Annotated in this window: 15 protein-coding genes and 1 riboswitch; of the genes, 6 read left to right on the forward strand and 9 right to left on the reverse strand. The window is 59.2% G+C overall.

Annotated elements, in window-relative coordinates:
* Window positions 1–78: 78 nt before the first annotated feature.
* From pyk to T9A_RS06235, 6 genes are all read right to left on the reverse strand, one after another.
* Window positions 79–1,548: a pyruvate kinase gene (gene pyk / locus T9A_RS06210; RefSeq protein ID WP_084573416.1), complete on the reverse strand. Its 1,470-nt coding sequence runs from the start codon at window positions 1,546–1,548 to the stop codon at window positions 79–81.
* A 132-nt stretch (window positions 1,549–1,680) separates the two neighbouring features.
* Window positions 1,681–2,148, reverse strand: a complete 468-nt coding sequence (locus tag T9A_RS06215; protein ID WP_035246058.1) for an aminoacyl-tRNA deacylase — start codon at window positions 2,146–2,148, stop codon at window positions 1,681–1,683.
* Between the two features lie 422 nt (window positions 2,149–2,570).
* Complete coding sequence (metF, locus tag T9A_RS06220; protein WP_035246060.1) at window positions 2,571–3,401, reverse strand: methylenetetrahydrofolate reductase [NAD(P)H]; 831 nt, start codon at window positions 3,399–3,401, stop codon at window positions 2,571–2,573.
* 131 nt (window positions 3,402–3,532) lie between these two features.
* A complete protein-coding gene (ahcY, locus tag T9A_RS06225) occupies window positions 3,533–4,921 on the reverse strand; it encodes an adenosylhomocysteinase (protein ID WP_035246062.1) in 1,389 nt (462 codons plus the stop codon).
* Window positions 4,922–4,941: 20 nt separating this feature from the next.
* Window positions 4,942–5,019, reverse strand: a riboswitch (S-adenosyl-L-homocysteine riboswitch).
* Window positions 5,020–5,080: 61 nt separating this feature from the next.
* Window positions 5,081–6,229 (reverse strand): methionine adenosyltransferase, encoded by a 1,149-nt coding sequence (metK, locus tag T9A_RS06230; protein WP_035246064.1) that lies wholly within the window; start codon window positions 6,227–6,229, stop codon window positions 5,081–5,083.
* A gap of 222 nt (window positions 6,230–6,451) precedes the next feature.
* Window positions 6,452–7,432 (reverse strand): ArsR/SmtB family transcription factor, encoded by a 981-nt coding sequence (locus T9A_RS06235; RefSeq protein WP_035246067.1) that lies wholly within the window; start codon window positions 7,430–7,432, stop codon window positions 6,452–6,454.
* 243 nt (window positions 7,433–7,675) lie between these two features.
* On the opposite strand from T9A_RS06235, the gene tkt reads away from it, so the two are divergent.
* The 4 genes from tkt to fba all read left to right on the forward strand — a co-directional run bounded on the left by tkt (window position 7,676) and on the right by fba (window position 13,054).
* Complete coding sequence (gene tkt, locus T9A_RS06240) at window positions 7,676–9,676, forward strand: transketolase (protein ID WP_035246068.1); 2,001 nt, start codon at window positions 7,676–7,678, stop codon at window positions 9,674–9,676.
* A complete protein-coding gene (locus tag T9A_RS06245; protein ID WP_035246069.1) occupies window positions 9,677–10,693 on the forward strand; it encodes a type I glyceraldehyde-3-phosphate dehydrogenase in 1,017 nt (338 codons plus the stop codon).
* Between the two features lie 48 nt (window positions 10,694–10,741).
* Window positions 10,742–11,905: a phosphoglycerate kinase gene (locus T9A_RS06250; RefSeq protein WP_035246070.1), complete on the forward strand. Its 1,164-nt coding sequence runs from the start codon at window positions 10,742–10,744 to the stop codon at window positions 11,903–11,905.
* An 84-nt stretch (window positions 11,906–11,989) separates the two neighbouring features.
* Window positions 11,990–13,054 (forward strand): class II fructose-bisphosphate aldolase, encoded by a 1,065-nt coding sequence (fba, locus tag T9A_RS06255; protein ID WP_035246071.1) that lies wholly within the window; start codon window positions 11,990–11,992, stop codon window positions 13,052–13,054.
* Window positions 13,055–13,126: 72 nt separating this feature from the next.
* Here fba and T9A_RS06260 read toward each other — a convergent pair whose 3' ends face one another.
* A complete protein-coding gene (locus T9A_RS06260) occupies window positions 13,127–13,555 on the reverse strand; it encodes an META domain-containing protein (protein WP_035246072.1) in 429 nt (142 codons plus the stop codon).
* 76 nt (window positions 13,556–13,631) lie between these two features.
* Window positions 13,632–14,291 (reverse strand): flavin reductase family protein, encoded by a 660-nt coding sequence (locus T9A_RS06265; RefSeq protein ID WP_035246073.1) that lies wholly within the window; start codon window positions 14,289–14,291, stop codon window positions 13,632–13,634.
* A 70-nt stretch (window positions 14,292–14,361) separates the two neighbouring features.
* Between T9A_RS06265 and T9A_RS06270 the strand changes: the two genes are divergently transcribed.
* Entirely contained in the window at window positions 14,362–15,312 is a 951-nt protein-coding gene (locus T9A_RS06270) for an alpha/beta hydrolase (RefSeq protein WP_035246074.1), read from the forward strand.
* Window positions 15,313–15,417: 105 nt separating this feature from the next.
* Entirely contained in the window at window positions 15,418–15,933 is a 516-nt protein-coding gene (locus T9A_RS06275) for a hypothetical protein (protein ID WP_035246075.1), read from the forward strand.
* A gap of 66 nt (window positions 15,934–15,999) precedes the next feature.
* On the opposite strand, the gene rpiA is transcribed toward T9A_RS06275, so the two are convergent.
* Window positions 16,000–16,653 carry a ribose-5-phosphate isomerase RpiA gene (gene rpiA / locus T9A_RS06280; protein ID WP_035246077.1) on the reverse strand — a complete coding sequence of 218 codons (654 nt, stop codon included), beginning with the start codon at window positions 16,651–16,653 and terminating at the stop codon, window positions 16,000–16,002.
* Window positions 16,654–16,694: the final 41 nt, after the last annotated feature.

Raw genomic sequence — 16,694 nt, forward strand, 5'->3', positions numbered from 1 at the left:
GTCTAGTACCGCCGTTCCGCTGCTGGCGTCTTTTTGCGTATGGGAATGGTTAGGGGCTGTTACAAGACAGACGGTGTGTTACTGAATATTGCCGCCCACCTGGATCACCTTCAAGGTGTTGGTGCCACCATGAGCATCGTTGTAGTTGCCCTTGGTGATCAGTACCCGGTCGCCGTCCTGAACCACACCCATTTCTTCCAGGATCGCTACTGCACGGCGGTTCACTTCATCGCTGGCAATGGCATGGCTATCAAAGGGGATGGCGCGCACGCCCCGCAGAATGGCGACCCGGCGCTGGCTGCTGGGGTAGGGGGTGAAGGCATAGATGGGGATGCCGGAGCGCAGCCGTGACATCAGCCGCGGGGTGTTGCCGCTTTCGGTCATGGCAATGATGGCAGTGACGTTGCTGAGACGGTTGGCAGCCTGCATGGCGGCCATGGCGATCACTTCATCAATGTTGTCGGCATTGTCGTTGATGGGACGATCGGTGCGTCTTTCCTGCCAGGTACGCTCGGCCCCAAGAATGATGCGGTCCATGGCCTGTACGGTTTCTACCGGATATTCGCCCACCGCAGTTTCCGCTGACAGCATCACCGCGTCGGTGCCATCCAGTACCGCATTGGCCACATCGGAGACTTCTGCACGAGTGGGTTGCGGACTATGAATCATGGATTCCATCATCTGTGTGGCGGTGATCACGAAGCGGTTCAGTGCCCGTGCCCGGCGAATAATATGTTTCTGCACCCCCACCAGTTCGGCGTCGCCAATCTCCACGGCCAAGTCACCGCGCGCCACCATGACGCCGTCGGAGGCCTCAATGATGGCATCCAGAGTGGCGTCGTCAGCCACCGCTTCGGCTCGTTCAATCTTGGCAATAATGCCGCCCTGGCCACCGGCCTGCCGGTAGCGGCGGCGGGCTTCTTCCACATCTTCAGCGTCGCGAGGAAAGGAGAGGGCCAAAAAATCCACGTCCATGTCGGCGGCGGTAATGATGTCAGCCAGATCCTTGTCGGTGAGCGCCCGGGCGCTGAGCCCGCCACCCTTGCGGTTCACTCCCTTGTGATCAGACAGGTCGCCGCCCACCTGCACCGTGCAGTCCACCCGGGTACCAGTGATGGCCGTGACTTTCAGCTCCAGCAGGCCGTCGTTCAGCAGCAACACATCGCCGGGCTGGCAATCGTCCGGGAGTGGCGGATAACTCACGCCTACCTGTTGATCGTTGCCGGCGTCGTCGGCCAGGGCGGTATCCAGGGCAAAGGCCTGGCCGGCCTTCAGCAGGATGGGGCCATTGGGGAAACTGCCGATGCGGATTTTCGGACCCTGCAGGTCTGCCAGAATCGCCACATGCTCGCCGCATTGCTCCGCGCAACGGCGAATGATTTGCGCGGTTTGCCGGTGAGTGTCGGCGTTGCCGTGGGAAAAGTTCAGGCGGAACACATTGACGCCGGCCCGGATCAGGGCATCGAGTCGAGTCTCGGAGGACGATGCAGGGCCAACGGTGGCGACAATCTTGGTACGGCGCAGGGGGGAGCGGGACATTCGAAGCATTTCCATCAGCTGATTTTTGGTCAGCATACCATGGTGAAATGCAGGAGTGATGACAGGAAGTCGGCGGGCCCGGAGGAAAACTGGAGGCCCTCACCCGGTGACCGGGTGAGGGGTAGAGATGACTATCAAGATTTAATGCAGCATGGCGAAGGAGCAGGACTGGGCCTGACTGAGGCGCAGGAAATCGCCCATGCCCATCTTGATCACTTCCGTGTGGGTACCTGCGTTAAAGGCCAACCAGTCCTCGCTGAGCATGGTGTCATCCACATAGACCTTCATGTCATAGAGATTGCCGAAGGGCGGTTCGCCGCCGGGCTCGCAAAGAGGGAAACGGTCCTTGAAGTCTTCCTCGTGGGCCAGCCGGACGCTGTTGGCATTCAACGCCTGGCGTAACCGGTCCGGATCCAGGTACTGATCGGATGGCAACACCGCCATGGCCAGTTCACCGTCCACATCCACGATCACCGTCTTTGCCATGTGGCGTCCCGGAATATGGCTAAATTGGGCCACCTCGGAAGCGGTCATGGCAGGCGGGTGGTTATAGCAGTGATAGTTCACATTGTTGTTGTCGAGAAAATCAGCCAGTGCGCGGGCAGGCATGATAAACCTCCTCCCAGAGATGATAGCCCGGGAATAGTGAGCCGCCGCAGGGACAGTTTGTGACCGGCCCGGGCCAGCTCCATGAATGTTCATATTCAAGCTTAGGGAGGAGGGAGCAGGTGGGGAAATACGGTTATGCGCTAAGGGAAATAGCGGAATGATCTAGCTACGAGCTACGCTCGATTGGATTGGGGGTGCTCCAAGGGTTTCGCCATTTCTACGAAGCCGCGTAGGAGCACCGCTTGAGGTGCGAACCGAGCGTAGCGAGGCAACAGAGATTCAAGGATTCCACAGCGCTATGAATGAGGCCTGTCGAGTGCTTGAATGCCTGATCGCCCTGCCGGCGATTTCCTTGCTGCGCAAGGTTCGCGGCTCAAGCGCCGCTCCTACAGCGGCTCCGACTCGAGACTAGTCGCTGCCTGTCAAAGCCCCAGATTATCCAGAATCCGCAGATTCGGGCCGGCCTGGTTCATGGTGTAGAAATGCAGGCCCGGTGCGCCCATGGCCAGCAGGCGTTCGCACAACCGGGTGACCACTTCCTCGCCGAAGGCTTTCACTGCCGCGTCATCATCCTTGATGTCGTTGAGCTTGCTGTGCAGCCAGCGGGGAATGTCGGCGCCGCAGGTGCTGGAGAAGCGCACCAGGTTGGCCACGTTGAGAATCGGCATGATGCCTGGATAAACCGGGGCGTCGCAGCCGATTTTCTGCAGCGCATCCAGATAGTAACCGTAGGCATCCGCGTTGTAGAAATACTGGGTCAGGCCGCTGTTGGCGCCGGCGTCGATCTTGCGCTTGAAGTGGGCAATATCGTCTTCGAAGCTGCGTGCCTGGGGATGCATTTCCGGGTAGCCAGCCACTTCCAGGGTGAAGTGATCGCCGGTTTCCTCGCGGATCAGCTGTACCAGTTCGTCGGCGTACTTGATCTCGCTCTGGGCATAGCCCATGCCGGAGGGCAGATCGCCACGCAGGGCCACGATACGGGTAACGCCGGCGGCCTTGTAGCCGTTGACCAGTTCCAGAATTTCCTCACGGCTCTGGCCAATGCAGCTCAGATGCGGGGCCGTATCGCCATGTTGATTGCGCAACTGGTTGACCATGTCGCGGGTGTTGTCACGGGTGGAACCCCCGGCACCAAAGGTGCAGGAAAAAAACTCCGGATTCTTGGCCAAGAGTTTCTGCTGGGTAGCCAGCAGCTTTTCTTTTCCCGCATCGGTTTTCGGCGGGAAAAATTCAAAACTGATTCTTTTGCTCATTTGGCTAGTGCCTTTTCGATCAAAAGCTATTTCACCACAGAGGTCACGGAGCACACAGAGTTAAAAATGCGCATTGAATGTGCGTTCTTTTTTCCTCAGTGTTTCCTGTGCCCTCTGTGGTAAAAATGCCTTTAGTACTTGTAGTGCTCTGGCTTGTACGGGCCGTTCACGTCCACGCCGATGTAGTCTGCCTGCTCTTTGGTGAGCTTGGTGATCACGCCACCGAAGCCCTGCACCATGTAGCGGGCCACTTCTTCGTCCAGGTGCTTGGGCAGCACTTCCACCTTGAGCATTTTTTCTTTCACGGTGTCAGAGTGCTTGGCGTAGCCCTGGTCGAACAGATACATCTGCGCCAGTACCTGGTTGGCGAAGGAGCCATCCATGATGCGGCTGGGGTGGCCGGTGGCGTTGCCCAGGTTTACCAGGCGACCCTCGGAGAGTAGCAGCAGGAAGTCGCCCTCGGCCTTGTTGCGCCATACCTTGTGCACCTGCGGTTTGACCTCTTCCCATTCCCAGGTCTTGCGCATGAAGGCGGTGTCCACTTCGTTGTCGAAGTGGCCGATGTTGGAAACCACAGCGCCTTTCTTCAATGCCTTGAGCATGTTGGCGTCACAGACATTGAAGTTGCCGGTGGTGGTGACCAGAAGGTCGGTGGTGCCCAGCAGCTCCTTGTTGATGGACGCCTCGGTGCCGTCGTTGACTCCGTCCTTGAACTGGCTGACCACTTCGTAGCCGTCCATGCAGGCCTGCATCGCACAGATCGGATCCGCTTCGGTGACCTTGACGATCATGCCTTCCTGGCGCAGGGACTGGGCAGAGCCCTTGCCCACGTCACCATAGCCGATAACCAGCGCTTTCTTGCCGGACAGCAGGTGATCGGTGCCGCGCTTGATGGCGTCATTGAGAGAATGGCGGCAACCGTACTTGTTGTCGTTCTTGCTCTTGGTGACGGAGTCATTCACGTTCACCGCCGGCACTTTCAGAGTGCCCTTGTTCAGCATCTCGTAAAGACGGTGCACGCCAGTGGTGGTTTCTTCGGTGATGCCGTGGATGTTGTCCAGCATCTGCGGGTAGGTCTCGTGGATGTAGCCGGTCAGATCGCCGCCGTCATCCAGGATCATGTTGGCGTCCCACAGCTCACCATTGCCGTCGCGACAGGTTTGCTCGATGCACCACATGTACTCTTCTTCGGTTTCCCCTTTCCAGGCGAATACCGGTACGCCGGCGGCAGCGATGGCGGCAGCGGCATGGTCCTGGGTGGAGAAGATGTTGCAGCTTGACCAGCGCACTTCCGCGCCCAAGGCGACCAGGGTTTCGATCAGTACTGCAGTCTGAATGGTCATGTGGATACAGCCGATGATCTTGGCGCCTTTCAGCGGCTGTTCGGCCCGGTACTTTTCACGGATGGTGACCAGTGCCGGCATTTCGGTTTCGGCAATATGAATCTCGGAGCGACCGTAGGCGGCCTGGGAAATATCTGCCACTTTAAAGTCGGTGAAAGTGTTCGCTTTTGCGTTCATGGTGTTCTCCATTCGTTTTTGACGAATGGGCGCCGTTGCTCTTTCTGTGTCCGCCCTGCGAGCCTCGCGGTCATGCCGCTGCAGCGCCCCTCACTGGGCAGACGTTATCGGGATGTTGTCGGCGCCGTCGCAAAGACGCCGCCGGCAGTGATGTCGTTATTAAAGCGCCTTGGCCAGGTCTGCCGCCTTGTCGGTTTTCTCCCAGCTGAAGCCTTCGCGGCCGAAGTGGCCGTAGCTGGCAGTGGGCCGGTAGATCGGCTTGCGCAGGTCGAGCATTTCGATAATGCCGCGCGGGCGCAGGTCGAAGTGCTCGCGGACCAGGTCGACGATGGCGTTGTCGCTGATCTTGCCGGTGCCGAAGGTGTTAACGGAAATAGAGGTGGGCTCGGCCACGCCAATGGCATAGCTCACCTGGATTTCGCACTTGCTGGCCAGGCCGGCGGCGACGATGTTCTTGGCCACATAGCGACCGGCGTAGGCCGCGCTGCGGTCTACCTTGGACGGGTCCTTGCCGGAGAAAGCGCCACCACCGTGACGGGCCATGCCGCCATAGGTATCCACGATGATCTTGCGACCGGTCAGGCCACAGTCACCCATGGGGCCGCCGATCACGAAAATCCCGGTGGGGTTCACGTGGTACAGGGTGTCCTTGTGCAGCCACTCTTCGGGCAGTACCGGCTTGATGATTTCTTCCATCACCGCTTCGCGCAGGTCCGCCAGCTTGATTTCCGGAGCGTGCTGGGTGGACAGCACCACCGCGTCCACGGCCACCGGCTTGCCGTTGTCGTAGCGCAGGGTGACCTGGCTTTTCGCATCCGGGCGTAGCCACGGCAGGGTGCCGTTCTTGCGCAGTTCCGCCTGTCGCTCCACCAGACGGTGGGAGTAATAAATCGGCGCCGGCATCAGGGTGTTGGTTTCGTCGGTGGCAAAACCGAACATCAGGCCTTGGTCGCCTGCGCCCATTTCCTTGTCTTCGGCCTCGTCGACACCGATCGCGATATCCGCGGACTGTTTGCCGATGCCGTTGAGTACCGCACAGCTGGCACCGTCGAAACCCTTGTCGGAGCTGTCATAGCCGATATCCAGAATGACCTGGCGAACGATGTCCTCCAGTTCCACATAGGTGCTGGTGCGGACTTCGCCGGCGACGATGGCCATACCGGTTTTCACCATGGTTTCCACCGCCACCCGTGCATGGGGGTCATCCTTGATGATGGCATCCAGAACGGCGTCCGAGATCTGATCGGCCATTTTATCCGGGTGGCCTTCGGATACAGATTCGGAGGTAAAGATGGAATATTCACTCATTACTGGAGTGCTCCCGTTATTCAAGTGTGCGTTACGTTGCCTTCAACAGGCGCCAAAAACATTAGCTGAAAGTTTAAAGTTCAAAGTTGAAAAGCGCGGGTGGGGTGTTTTGTATTCGTAAAGGCCGTGCCCGCGTTTTCATCTGAAGGTTGCAGCGCGTGGCCCAAAGCTTTCGAGCCAGCACGGTGACATTTTCGTGTTTCAACTTTGAACTTTAAACTTTCAACTCTTCCTGAAGGTGCGTACCTGCACCTGAAAACCATTGCGCAGGGCCAGAAACTGGCTTTCCTGCAACTCCAGACCGGCGCGGCCGGCCCAGTCCACCAGATCGGCTTCTTCGAAGCCAAGCCAGAAATCACCACAGGCCTCGTGAGCCCAGTGCTGGTCGTGCCGACACAGGTCGGTGATCAGCAGGGTGCCGCCTTCATTCAACTGCCGGGCCGCCGCACCAATGGCGCTGGCGGGGGCCGGCAGGTGATGCAGCACCATGTTCAGTACCACCGCATCCACCGTGGGCAGGGTGGGGGCGCTGGCGGGCCATTCACCCAGTATCAGTTGCACATTTTTCCGTTTGGCGACAGTCAGGCTCTGGCGGGCCCGTTCCAGCATGGCCTCGGCATTGTCCAGGCCCAGCACGGTATCGAAGTGTGTCGACAACTCGAGCAAAAACTGGCCATCCCCGGGGCCGATTTCCAGGGCACGCTTGCCATCTGGGCCCTCCGGGCAGGCCCGGGTGAGAAGCTCCAGGGCCTGCTCTGCGTACTGGCCGTAGTCGGCAATCAGTTCCTGCTGGTCGTCCAGTTCCGCATGGCGGGCAAAAAAGGCCCGGCTTTGCGCCGCCCGCTGGTTTTGTACCTGCTCCAGTCGCTCGGCAACACCGGCATCCAGGTGCCCATCATCCAGCTCATCCAGCAAGGCTCCGTGAAGCGCGCCCTCTACGCTGTCCGCCTGAGGCAGGCGGCGGCGGTAGAAGATCGAGTTGCCTTCCCGCCGCTTCTCCACCAGGCCGCCCTGGGCCAGCACCTTCAGGTGGTGGCTCATGCCGGACTGTTTCATGGCCATGATGTCGCACAGCTCCAGCACCCCGAAGCTGTTCTGGCCCAGCACCTGCAGCACCTGCAGACGTAACGGGTCGCCAGCGGCCTTGAGGAAGCCCGCCAGATGATCAGTGATCTCCGGTGCGTCGGGTGCTTGTGCATTCATAGAGAGGGAGTCTAGCGTAACGGGAGTCTAAATCAAAATAAATTGATATAGATTTTTGCGGGCGCCGCCAGTGCCCCAGGCGGGCGATGAGCAGCGGGGGAGCGATATGTCGCCGATGCCGTCATGGCCGCCTTTCAGTGGTTTGCGGGCTGCCTTCCGGCTTGCAGCTTGCGGCTTGTAGCTATTACCCCCATGAGGGACAATAGCGCCCCTTTTCAGCCACCAGCCAGTTTGGAGCCCTGCATGTCCAGTGCCCCCGCCCGCCGTGAACTCGCCAACGCTATCCGTGCCCTGAGCATGGATGCGGTACAGAAAGCCAATTCCGGGCACCCCGGTGCGCCCATGGGAATGGCCGATATCGCCGAGGTACTCTGGCGCGGCTTCCTCAAGCACAATCCGCAGGACCCCGCTTGGCCAGACCGGGATCGCTTCGTGCTGTCCAATGGTCACGGTTCCATGCTGCTTTACAGCCTGCTGCACCTGAGTGGCTACGGTGTCAGCCTGGACGACATCAAGAATTTCCGTCAGCTGGGCAGCCCCACCGCCGGGCACCCGGAATATGGCGACGCCCCGGGCATCGAAACCACCACGGGTCCGCTGGGCCAGGGTATTGCCAATGCGGTGGGCATGGCGTTGGCGGAAAAGATGCTGGCGGGCCAGTTCAACCGTGAAGGGCACGCCATCGTCGATCACTACACCTACTGCTTCCTGGGTGATGGCTGCATGATGGAGGGCATCTCCCACGAAGCCTGTTCCCTGGCCGGCACCCTGGGCCTGGGCAAATTGGTGGCCTTCTACGACGACAACGGCATTTCCATTGATGGTGAGGTGGAAGGCTGGTTCACCGATGACACCGTGGAACGTTTTCGTGCCTACGGCTGGCAAGTGATTCCCAATGTGGATGGCCACAACGCCGAAGAGGTGCAGGTGGCCATCGAGAATGCCCGCGCCAATACCGATCAGCCCACCCTGATCTGTTGCAAGACCGTTATCGGTTTCGGCAGCCCCAACAAGCAGGGCAAGGAAGAATCCCACGGTGCCGCCCTGGGTGAAGATGAAATTGCCCTGACCCGCGACTCCCTGGGCTGGAAGCACGGTCCCTTCGAGATCCCTGCTGACATCAAGCAGGCCTGGGATGGTAGCGAAAAAGGTGCCGCTGCCCAGAGTGACTGGCAGCAGCGGTTCGACGCCTATAAAGCCGCCTACCCGGAGCTGGCGGCGGATTTCCTGCGCCGTCAGGCCGGTGAGCTGCCGGCCAGCTTCCTGGAGCAGGCGGATGCCTATATCCGCGAATGTCAGGAGAAAGGTGACAAGGTCGCGACTCGCAAGGCCAGCCAGAACACCCTGGATGCCTTCGGCCCGTTGCTGCCGGAACTGGCCGGTGGTTCCGCCGATCTGGCCGGCTCCAACAACACCATCTGGAAAGGCTGCAAGTCGGTCACCGCCGATGATGCCAGCGGCAACTACATCCATTACGGGGTGCGTGAATTCGCCATGACGGCAATCCAGAATGGTCTGTGTCTGCATGGCGGCTTGCGTCCCTATGGCGGCACCTTCCTGGTGTTCATGGAATACGCCCGTAACGCGGTGCGCATGGCGGCGCTGATGCACCAGCCCAACATTCTGGTCTACACCCACGATTCCATCGGTCTGGGTGAAGACGGGCCGACCCACCAGCCCATCGAGCAAATGGCCAACCTGCGCCTGACGCCGAACATGCGCACCTGGCGTCCCTGTGACACGGTGGAATCTGCCGTGGCCTGGAAGAAAGCCATCGTCCGTCAGGACGGTCCCTCCGCCCTGATCTTCTCCCGCCAGGGTCTGCCCTGCATGGAGCGTGGCGAGGCGCAGCTGGTTGATGCCGAGAAAGGTGGCTACACCCTGCTGCAGACCGGTGACGGCACCCCGGACGCCATCATTATCGCCACCGGCTCCGAAGTGGAACTGGCGGTGAATGCGGCCAAGGCACTCACCGGCAAGAATGTGCGTGTGGTGTCCATGCCCTGCGTGGAAGAGTTCCTGGCCCAGGATCGCGATTATCAGGAAAGCGTGCTGCCTTCCGACGTGCGTGCCCGGGTCGCAGTGGAAGCGGCCATCGCCGATTACTGGTACCGCTTTGTGGGCCTGGACGGCAAGATCGTGGGCATGAACAGTTTCGGCGCCTCCGCCCCGGCTGGCGACCTGTTCAAGCACTTCAATATCACTGCCGAGGCAGTGCAGCAGGCCGTGGAGAGCCTGCTCTAAGTGAAAGTCGCGATTAACGGCTACGGCCGTATCGGGCGTTCCTTTGTCCGTGCCCTTGCCGAGCGCGAAGGCGCCGGCTGGCAGGCACCGTTTACGCTGGCGGCGATCAATGACAAGGGTCGCCCGGAAGACCTGCTTTACCTGACCCGCTATGACACCACCCATGGTCGTCTGGCGGAGCCGGCGGAGCTGATTGAAGGCATGCTGCGTATCGGTAACCAGGCTCCCCGGCTGCTGGAACAGCCGAAGCCGGAACAGTTGCCCTGGGGTGAGATGGGCGTGGATCTGGTGTTGGAATGCTCCGGCCATTTCCGCAGCCATGCCGGTGCCTCGCGGCACCTGACTGCTGGTGCCAAACGGGTCATCATTGGTGCGGTGCCGTTTGATCTGGCCGATCAGATCGTGGTGTATGGCGTGAACCACAGGGACGTCCGCGACGATAGCAAGGTGTTGTCGGCGGCCTCCTGTACCACTCACTGTATCGCACCGCTACTGACCCGGCTGGATCAGGCCTATGGCATCCGCCAGGTACTGATGAAGGAGATCCACTCCTACACCTCGGACCAGACCCTGCTGGACCATGTCCATCGGGATCCGCGCCGGGGCCGGGCCGGGGCACAGAATATCGTGCCCACCACCAGTAGTGCCATAGGGGCAGTACAGCAGGTGTTACCGCAACTGGCGGGCAAGATAAGCGGTCATTCCATCCGTGTGCCCACCTTGAATGTGGCCATGGTGGAGCTGACCCTGCTGCTGGAAGAGACCCCTGACGGGGACAGTCTGAACCAGTGGCTGCAGCAGCAATCGAAAGAAGCCAGCGCGCTGATTGGTTACAATGACGCACCGCTGGTGAGCGTGGATTTCAACCATCGGCCGGAATCTGCCATCGTCGATGGCACCCAGACCCGGGTGCAGGGCGAGATGGTGCAGGTGGTGGCCTGGTACGACAACGAATGGGGCTATGCGAACCGACTGCTCGACTGGGTGGCGACGCTGGCTGAATCACATCAAGCTTGAATGAATGGATGCACCCGAGCGGGTGGCCGTGAATGAGGTAAGTACGACATGAACTTCAAACGCATGACCGACCTGGATCTGGCAGGCAAGCGTGTTCTTATCCGTGAAGACCTGAACGTGCCGGTGAAAGACGGCAAGGTCACCAGCGACGCGCGTATCCGCGCCTCCCTGCCCACCATCGAGCACGCACTCAAGGCCGGTGCCAGGGTAATGCTGATGTCCCATCTGGGCCGCCCCACCGAAGGCGAGTATGCCGAGGAATTTTCCCTGCAGCCGGTGGCCGATCATCTGGGCAAGCTGCTGGATCGCGACGTGCCGCTGGTAAAAGAGTGGCTGGACGGCGTGGATGTGGCAGAAGGCCAGGTGGTGTTGTGCGAGAACGTGCGCTTTAACAAGGGCGAGAAAAAAGACGACGAGGCACTGTCACAAAAGATGGCAGCCCTGTGTGATATCTATGTCATGGACGCGTTTGGTACCGCTCACCGGGCCCAGGCGTCTACCCATGGTGTGGGCAAGTTTGCTCCGGTAGCCTGTGCCGGGCCGCTGCTGGCCAATGAGCTGGATGCCCTGGGCAAGGCGCTGAACGCACCGGAAAAACCGCTGGTGGCGATTGTTGGGGGCTCCAAGGTGTCCACCAAACTGGAAGTGCTGGAATCCCTGTCCGATGTGGTGGACCAGTTGGTAGTGGGCGGCGGTATAGCCAACACCTTCTTGGCGGCGGCCGGCCACCCGGTAGGCAAATCCCTTTATGAGAAAGACCTGATTCCGGCGGCGCAGAAAATTGCCGACAAGGTCCATATCCCGATCCCGGTGGATGTGGTTACCGCCAAGGAATTTGCCGAATCCGCTGAAGCGACTGCCAAGAAGGTGGCAGAGGTGGCCGACGATGACTTGATTCTGGATATTGGCCCGCAGACTGCCCACATCGTCGCGGCGCTGATGAAGGAAGCCAAGACCATTATCTGGAATGGCCCGCTGGGTGTGTTCGAGTTTGACCAGTTTGGCGAGGGCACCAAGGAAATGGCAGAAGCCATTGCCGACTCTGATGCCTTCTCCATTGCTGGTGGCGGTGACACTCTGGCAGCGGTGGACAAGTACGGTATTACCGATCGCATCAGCTACATCTCAACCGGTGGCGGTGCCTTTCTGGAATTCGTGGAAGGCAAGGTGTTGCCGGCGGTAGCCATGCTGGAAGCGCGGGCGAAAGACTGAAGAAAAGGTCGCTGCGGCGGTCTTTGCAATGACTGAACAGGAAACGGGCAGCATCGCTGCCCACGGAACCGAAGGGGAAACACAATGGCACTCGTAAGCATGCGACAGTTGCTGGATCACGCCGCCGAATATGGCTATGGCGTACCGGCCTTTAACGTCAATAACGTGGAACAGATGCGCGCCATCATGGAAGCCGCGGACCAGACCAATTCCCCGGTGATTGTGCAGGCCTCCGCCGGCGCCCGGAAATATGCCGGTGCCCCTTTCCTGCGTCATCTGATTCTGGCGGCCACCGAAGAGTTTCCGCATATCCCGGTGGTGATGCACCAGGATCACGGCACCAGCCCCTCCGTGTGTCAGCGTTCCATCCAGCTGGGCTTCTCCTCGGTGATGATGGACGGTTCTCTGGGTGAAGATGGCAAGACGCCGATGGATTACGACTACAACGTGCGCGTGACCCAGGAAGCGGTGGCCATGGCCCACGCCTGTGGCGTCTCCGTGGAAGGCGAGCTGGGTTGTCTTGGCTCCCTGGAAACCGGCCAGGCCGGTGAAGAAGATGGTATTGGTGCCGAAGGGACCCTGAGCCACGATCAGATGCTCACCGATCCGGAAGAGGCGGCGGACTTCGTCAAGCAAACCAAGGTGGATGCCCTGGCGATCGCTATCGGCACCAGCCACGGTGCCTACAAGTTCACCCGTCCGCCCACCGGTGACATTTTGGCCATCGAGCAGATCAAGGCGATCCACAAGCGCATCCCGGATACTCACCTGGTAATGCACGGTTCTTCCTCCGTACCGCAGGACTGGCTGGCCATCATCAACGAGTACGGTGGCGAGATCGCGGAGACCTACGGGGTGCCGGTGGAAGAGATTCAGGAAGGCATCAAACACGGCGTGCGCAAGGTGAACATCGATACCGATCTGCGCCTGGCGTCCACCGGTGCGATTCGTCGTTTCCTGGCCCATAACCCGGCCGAATTCGACCCGCGCAAGTACCTGAAAGAATCCATCACCGCCATGCGTGATATCTGTATTGACCGTTACGAGGCCTTTGGCACCGCCGGCAATGCGGACAAGATCAAGCCGATCAGCCTGGAAAGCATGTTCATGCGCTACGAAGCCGGCGAGCTGGATCCGCGCGTCAAGTAATCCAGTGCGCCAAAACAGCACCGGTATCACAACAAGGCCCCGCAATGCGGGGCCTTGTTGTATCTGGCGCGGTTATTTCTGACGGGAAGCTTCGATCCTTACCTCGTCAGTGCCGCTGAGGATCAGTTGCCCGTCCTCGCTGATATCGGCCTGGTTGACTCCTTCCAGGGCATCCAGAAACTGCTGCTCCAGTTTCATCAGCGGCTGTGGGCAGGCCATCATGGTGACGCCACCGGTCTTCACCGTGAAACTGTCATCCTCCAGCGTATAGCTGGCCATGTAATTGTTGCAGGCGGCTTTGCCAGCCAGTCGACCGGGTTCGTGGAAGTTAAGGGTAACCAGCGCGTCGCCCACGTCAGAACCATTGAGGTTATTAACTTGCCAGGCGCTGCCCTGAAGTTGCTCGCTGGTTACCATGGCAGTGGTTCCTTGCGGGTGACTACTGCAGGCGGCAAGAGCGATGGCGGCGCCTGCCAGCAAGGATAGCTTTGGTGTTTGCATATCGGGTCCTTCTCGATGACGCGGTATTGGGTCGTCAATTAGTCCCCGACAGGGTGCAATAGTTTCCCTGGCATGGCTAACCCTGATCGCTGCCTGGGTTGACCGGCTCCAGGCGATTCAGGGGTTGGTCCGGTTTGGCGTAGCTCCAGCGTGCCTGGCGGTGGGTCAGGTGATAACTGTCCAGGCCTGACAGGGCCACCGTCCCGGCTTTCTCAATATCCACATAACCGTCACTGCCGAGGGCATAGCCGGGCAACTGGATATGTTCGATGGCGCCAATCACCATCACGGTGTCGTTGATCTGCAGTGTGTGGGTTTCCAGCAGCACCATGCCCAGGCGGATGCGTGCCTGCTCCACAAACGGTGCCGGGAAATCAGGCAGGTAAGCCGGCGTCAGACCGGTGGCCGTGAACTCGGACACCTCGCGCGGGTAGCGTGCGGCGGTCTGGTGGGCGGCAGGCACCATGTCGCCATGCACCTGGTTGAGCGTATAGAAGCCGGTTTCCATTAGGTACTCCAGGCTGTGCCGGTCCACGGAGTGGGGGCGAATGATCATGCCGATCAGGGCCGGGTCGGCGCCCAGATGGAAGCAGGAGCTGACAATGGACAGGTTCTCCTGGCCATTACTGGCGCGGGTGCCCAGCAGGTTTGCGCTCTTGAAGCCGGACAGGCTGTTGATCAGGTTGACCCGTTGTTGGCGTGGCAGGTCCTTGAGAGTATCGGCGGTCAGGTGCATGGTGTGCGTCCTCCTGGCGCCGTATTATCAGAAGCCGCCGTGAGTAAACCGTGGAGACCTCTTACCGGCTATGGCAAATCCTTTCGACCGTGAGCATATTGTTCAGCAGTGGCAGCCCCTCAACTGGGAAGCGTTTGATCCGCTCAGTGAATCCACCCGGCGCTACGTTGCATACTATGGCCTGAATTTCGCAGAGCGCCTGCCGGATCTGGAGCATGGCTTCGGTTATTTCGAGGCTGCCGGTCACCAGCTGTCGGTGCATGCCTGGCGCCCTAGGGAGCCGCGCGGCACCGTGCTGGTCTGCCACGGCTACTTCGACCACGTGGGCCTGTACCGCCATATCATTGGTCATGTGCTGGAGCTGGGTTATGCGGTGCTGGCGTATGACCTGCCCGGCCATGGTCTCAGTTCCGGCCCCCAGGCGGTGATCGATGATTTTCGTACCTACCGGGATGTGCTCGAGCAATGTCTGGCGCTGGCGGATAACCACTTTCCCGGGCCCTGGCATGTAATCGCCCAGAGCACTGGCGGCGCCATCGTGATGGACTACCTGTTAAGTCGCGGTGACGGCGATGCCAACCCTTTTGAGCATGTGATCCTGCTGGCGCCACTGGTACGGCCGTTCAAGTGGTCGTCGGCGCGCTGGCTACATACGTTTATCCGTCCCTTTGCTCGCAGTATCAAACGGGTTTTCACCATCAACTCCAATGACCCGGATTTTCTGGATTTTCTTGAAAATCAGGATCCGCTGCAGGCGCGCCGGATGTCGGCAGTCTGGGTATCCGCGTTGAAAAAATGGCTGCCGGGTTTTGAGAAAGCATCACGAATAAAGATATCGCCGGTGGTGATACAGGGGGACATGGATGAAACCGTCGACTGGCGTTATAACTTGAAGGTAATTCAGGAAAAATTCCAGGATCCGCATATTCATATGCTGCCAGGAGCGCGCCATCAGCTGGTTAACGAGGATGAGGGGTTTCGCCGGAAAATTTTCGCGATTATCGATCAATATCTCGACTGATTATCGATTTTACGCTTTGTTACTTGAGCTGTGACGCAAATTTCCCGATGGTAGCGTCACATATTGGCAATATGCCTTTTGATTGTTGTTTCAAGGAGACAAAGCATGGATAAGAAACTGATTCTGGCGATGACCGCCGGTGCCGCAATGATGAGTCAGGTAGCAGTAGCCGACCTGAACGCGGGTATCAACGCTGCTGTTAACGCCGAAGCGGATGCCAAAGCCACCGAGCAGTCTGTTCGTGATCAGCGTGATGCAGGCAAAGCCAAAGCCGAACAAATGAAGGAAGAGGCCAAGGCTCGCAAGGAAGCTGCCAAAGAGAAGGCTGAAGCAAAGAAAGAAGAGGCCAAGGCCAAGAAAGAAGCCATGAAGGAAGAGGCTGAAGCCAAAAAAGAAGCAGCCAAAGAGCGTGCTGAAGCAGAGCGCGAAGCCGCAGAAGATCGCATGGAAGCAGAGCGTGAAGCTGCTGAAGACATGAAGGAAGCCGCCAAGGCCAACGCTGAAGCCGACGTTAATGCCAGTGCCGAAGTCAATGGCAACGGTGCCAAGGCTAACGCAAATGTGAATGCCAATGCCAAAGAGAACGCCAGCGAAAAAGCCTGGTTCAACTTCTGGGATTAAGTCATTCGCTTTGCGAAAAAAAGGGCCGCAATTTGCGGCCCTTTTTTATTGCTTGAAATACAGAATTTAATACTGATTGACGCTGCCGTTCTCGCCCACCAGCACCACGTCGGCAGGCCGTTTGGCAAACAGCCCATTGGTAACCACGCCGACAATATTATTGATTTTCTCTTCCGTCTCGATGGGATTAAGAATATCCAGATTGTGCACGTCGAGAATGATGTTGCCGTTGTCGGTAACAAAGTCTTCCCGGTACTCTGGCTGACCACCCAGAGCGACCAGTTTACGAGCCACATGGGAACGCGCCATGGGGATCACTTCCACCGGTAGCGGGAATTTCCCCAGCCGTTTTACTTGCTTGGACCCATCAACAATACAGATAAACTGTCGGGCCACAGCGGCGACAATTTTTTCGCGAGTCAGTGCGCCGCCACCGCCCTTGATCATTTCCCGATGGCCGTTTACTTCATCGGCGCCGTCCACATACACCGGCAAGCTGTCCACGTCGTTCAGTGACAACACCGGAATGCCGTGACTCTTGAGTCGTTCTGCGGTGGCGTCGGAGCTTGCCACGGCACCCTTGATGCGGTCTTTCAGGCTGGCCAGGCCGTCGATGAAGAAGTTGGCGGTGGAGCCGGTCCCCACGCCGATGACTTCGCCCTCGGGTACAAAGCGGAGCGCCGCCTCGGCGACCTGTTTTTTCAGCGCATCCTGGTCCATGAAATTGTCCTGTCGTGCGGGTAAAAGAAATGTGCGGGAAT

Source organism: Alcanivorax jadensis T9, from assembly GCF_000756655.1.
Classification (GTDB): domain Bacteria; phylum Pseudomonadota; class Gammaproteobacteria; order Pseudomonadales; family Alcanivoracaceae; genus Alcanivorax; species Alcanivorax jadensis.

Coding starts and splice junctions, on each gene's coding strand:
- pyk (WP_084573416.1), bottom strand. CDS start 1,548: ATGCTTCGAATGTCCCGCTCCCCCCTGCGCCGTACCAAGATTGTCGCC.
- T9A_RS06215 (WP_035246058.1), bottom strand. CDS start 2,148: ATGCCTGCCCGCGCACTGGCTGATTTTCTCGACAACAACAATGTGAAC.
- metF (WP_035246060.1), bottom strand. CDS start 3,401: ATGAGCAAAAGAATCAGTTTTGAATTTTTCCCGCCGAAAACCGATGCG.
- ahcY (WP_035246062.1), bottom strand. CDS start 4,921: ATGAACGCAAAAGCGAACACTTTCACCGACTTTAAAGTGGCAGATATT.
- metK (WP_035246064.1), bottom strand. CDS start 6,229: ATGAGTGAATATTCCATCTTTACCTCCGAATCTGTATCCGAAGGCCAC.
- T9A_RS06235 (WP_035246067.1), bottom strand. CDS start 7,432: ATGAATGCACAAGCACCCGACGCACCGGAGATCACTGATCATCTGGCG.
- tkt (WP_035246068.1), top strand. CDS start 7,676: ATGTCCAGTGCCCCCGCCCGCCGTGAACTCGCCAACGCTATCCGTGCC.
- T9A_RS06250 (WP_035246070.1), top strand. CDS start 10,742: ATGAACTTCAAACGCATGACCGACCTGGATCTGGCAGGCAAGCGTGTT.
- fba (WP_035246071.1), top strand. CDS start 11,990: ATGGCACTCGTAAGCATGCGACAGTTGCTGGATCACGCCGCCGAATAT.
- T9A_RS06260 (WP_035246072.1), bottom strand. CDS start 13,555: ATGCAAACACCAAAGCTATCCTTGCTGGCAGGCGCCGCCATCGCTCTT.
- T9A_RS06265 (WP_035246073.1), bottom strand. CDS start 14,291: ATGCACCTGACCGCCGATACTCTCAAGGACCTGCCACGCCAACAACGG.
- T9A_RS06270 (WP_035246074.1), top strand. CDS start 14,362: ATGGCAAATCCTTTCGACCGTGAGCATATTGTTCAGCAGTGGCAGCCC.
- T9A_RS06275 (WP_035246075.1), top strand. CDS start 15,418: ATGGATAAGAAACTGATTCTGGCGATGACCGCCGGTGCCGCAATGATG.
- rpiA (WP_035246077.1), bottom strand. CDS start 16,653: ATGGACCAGGATGCGCTGAAAAAACAGGTCGCCGAGGCGGCGCTCCGC.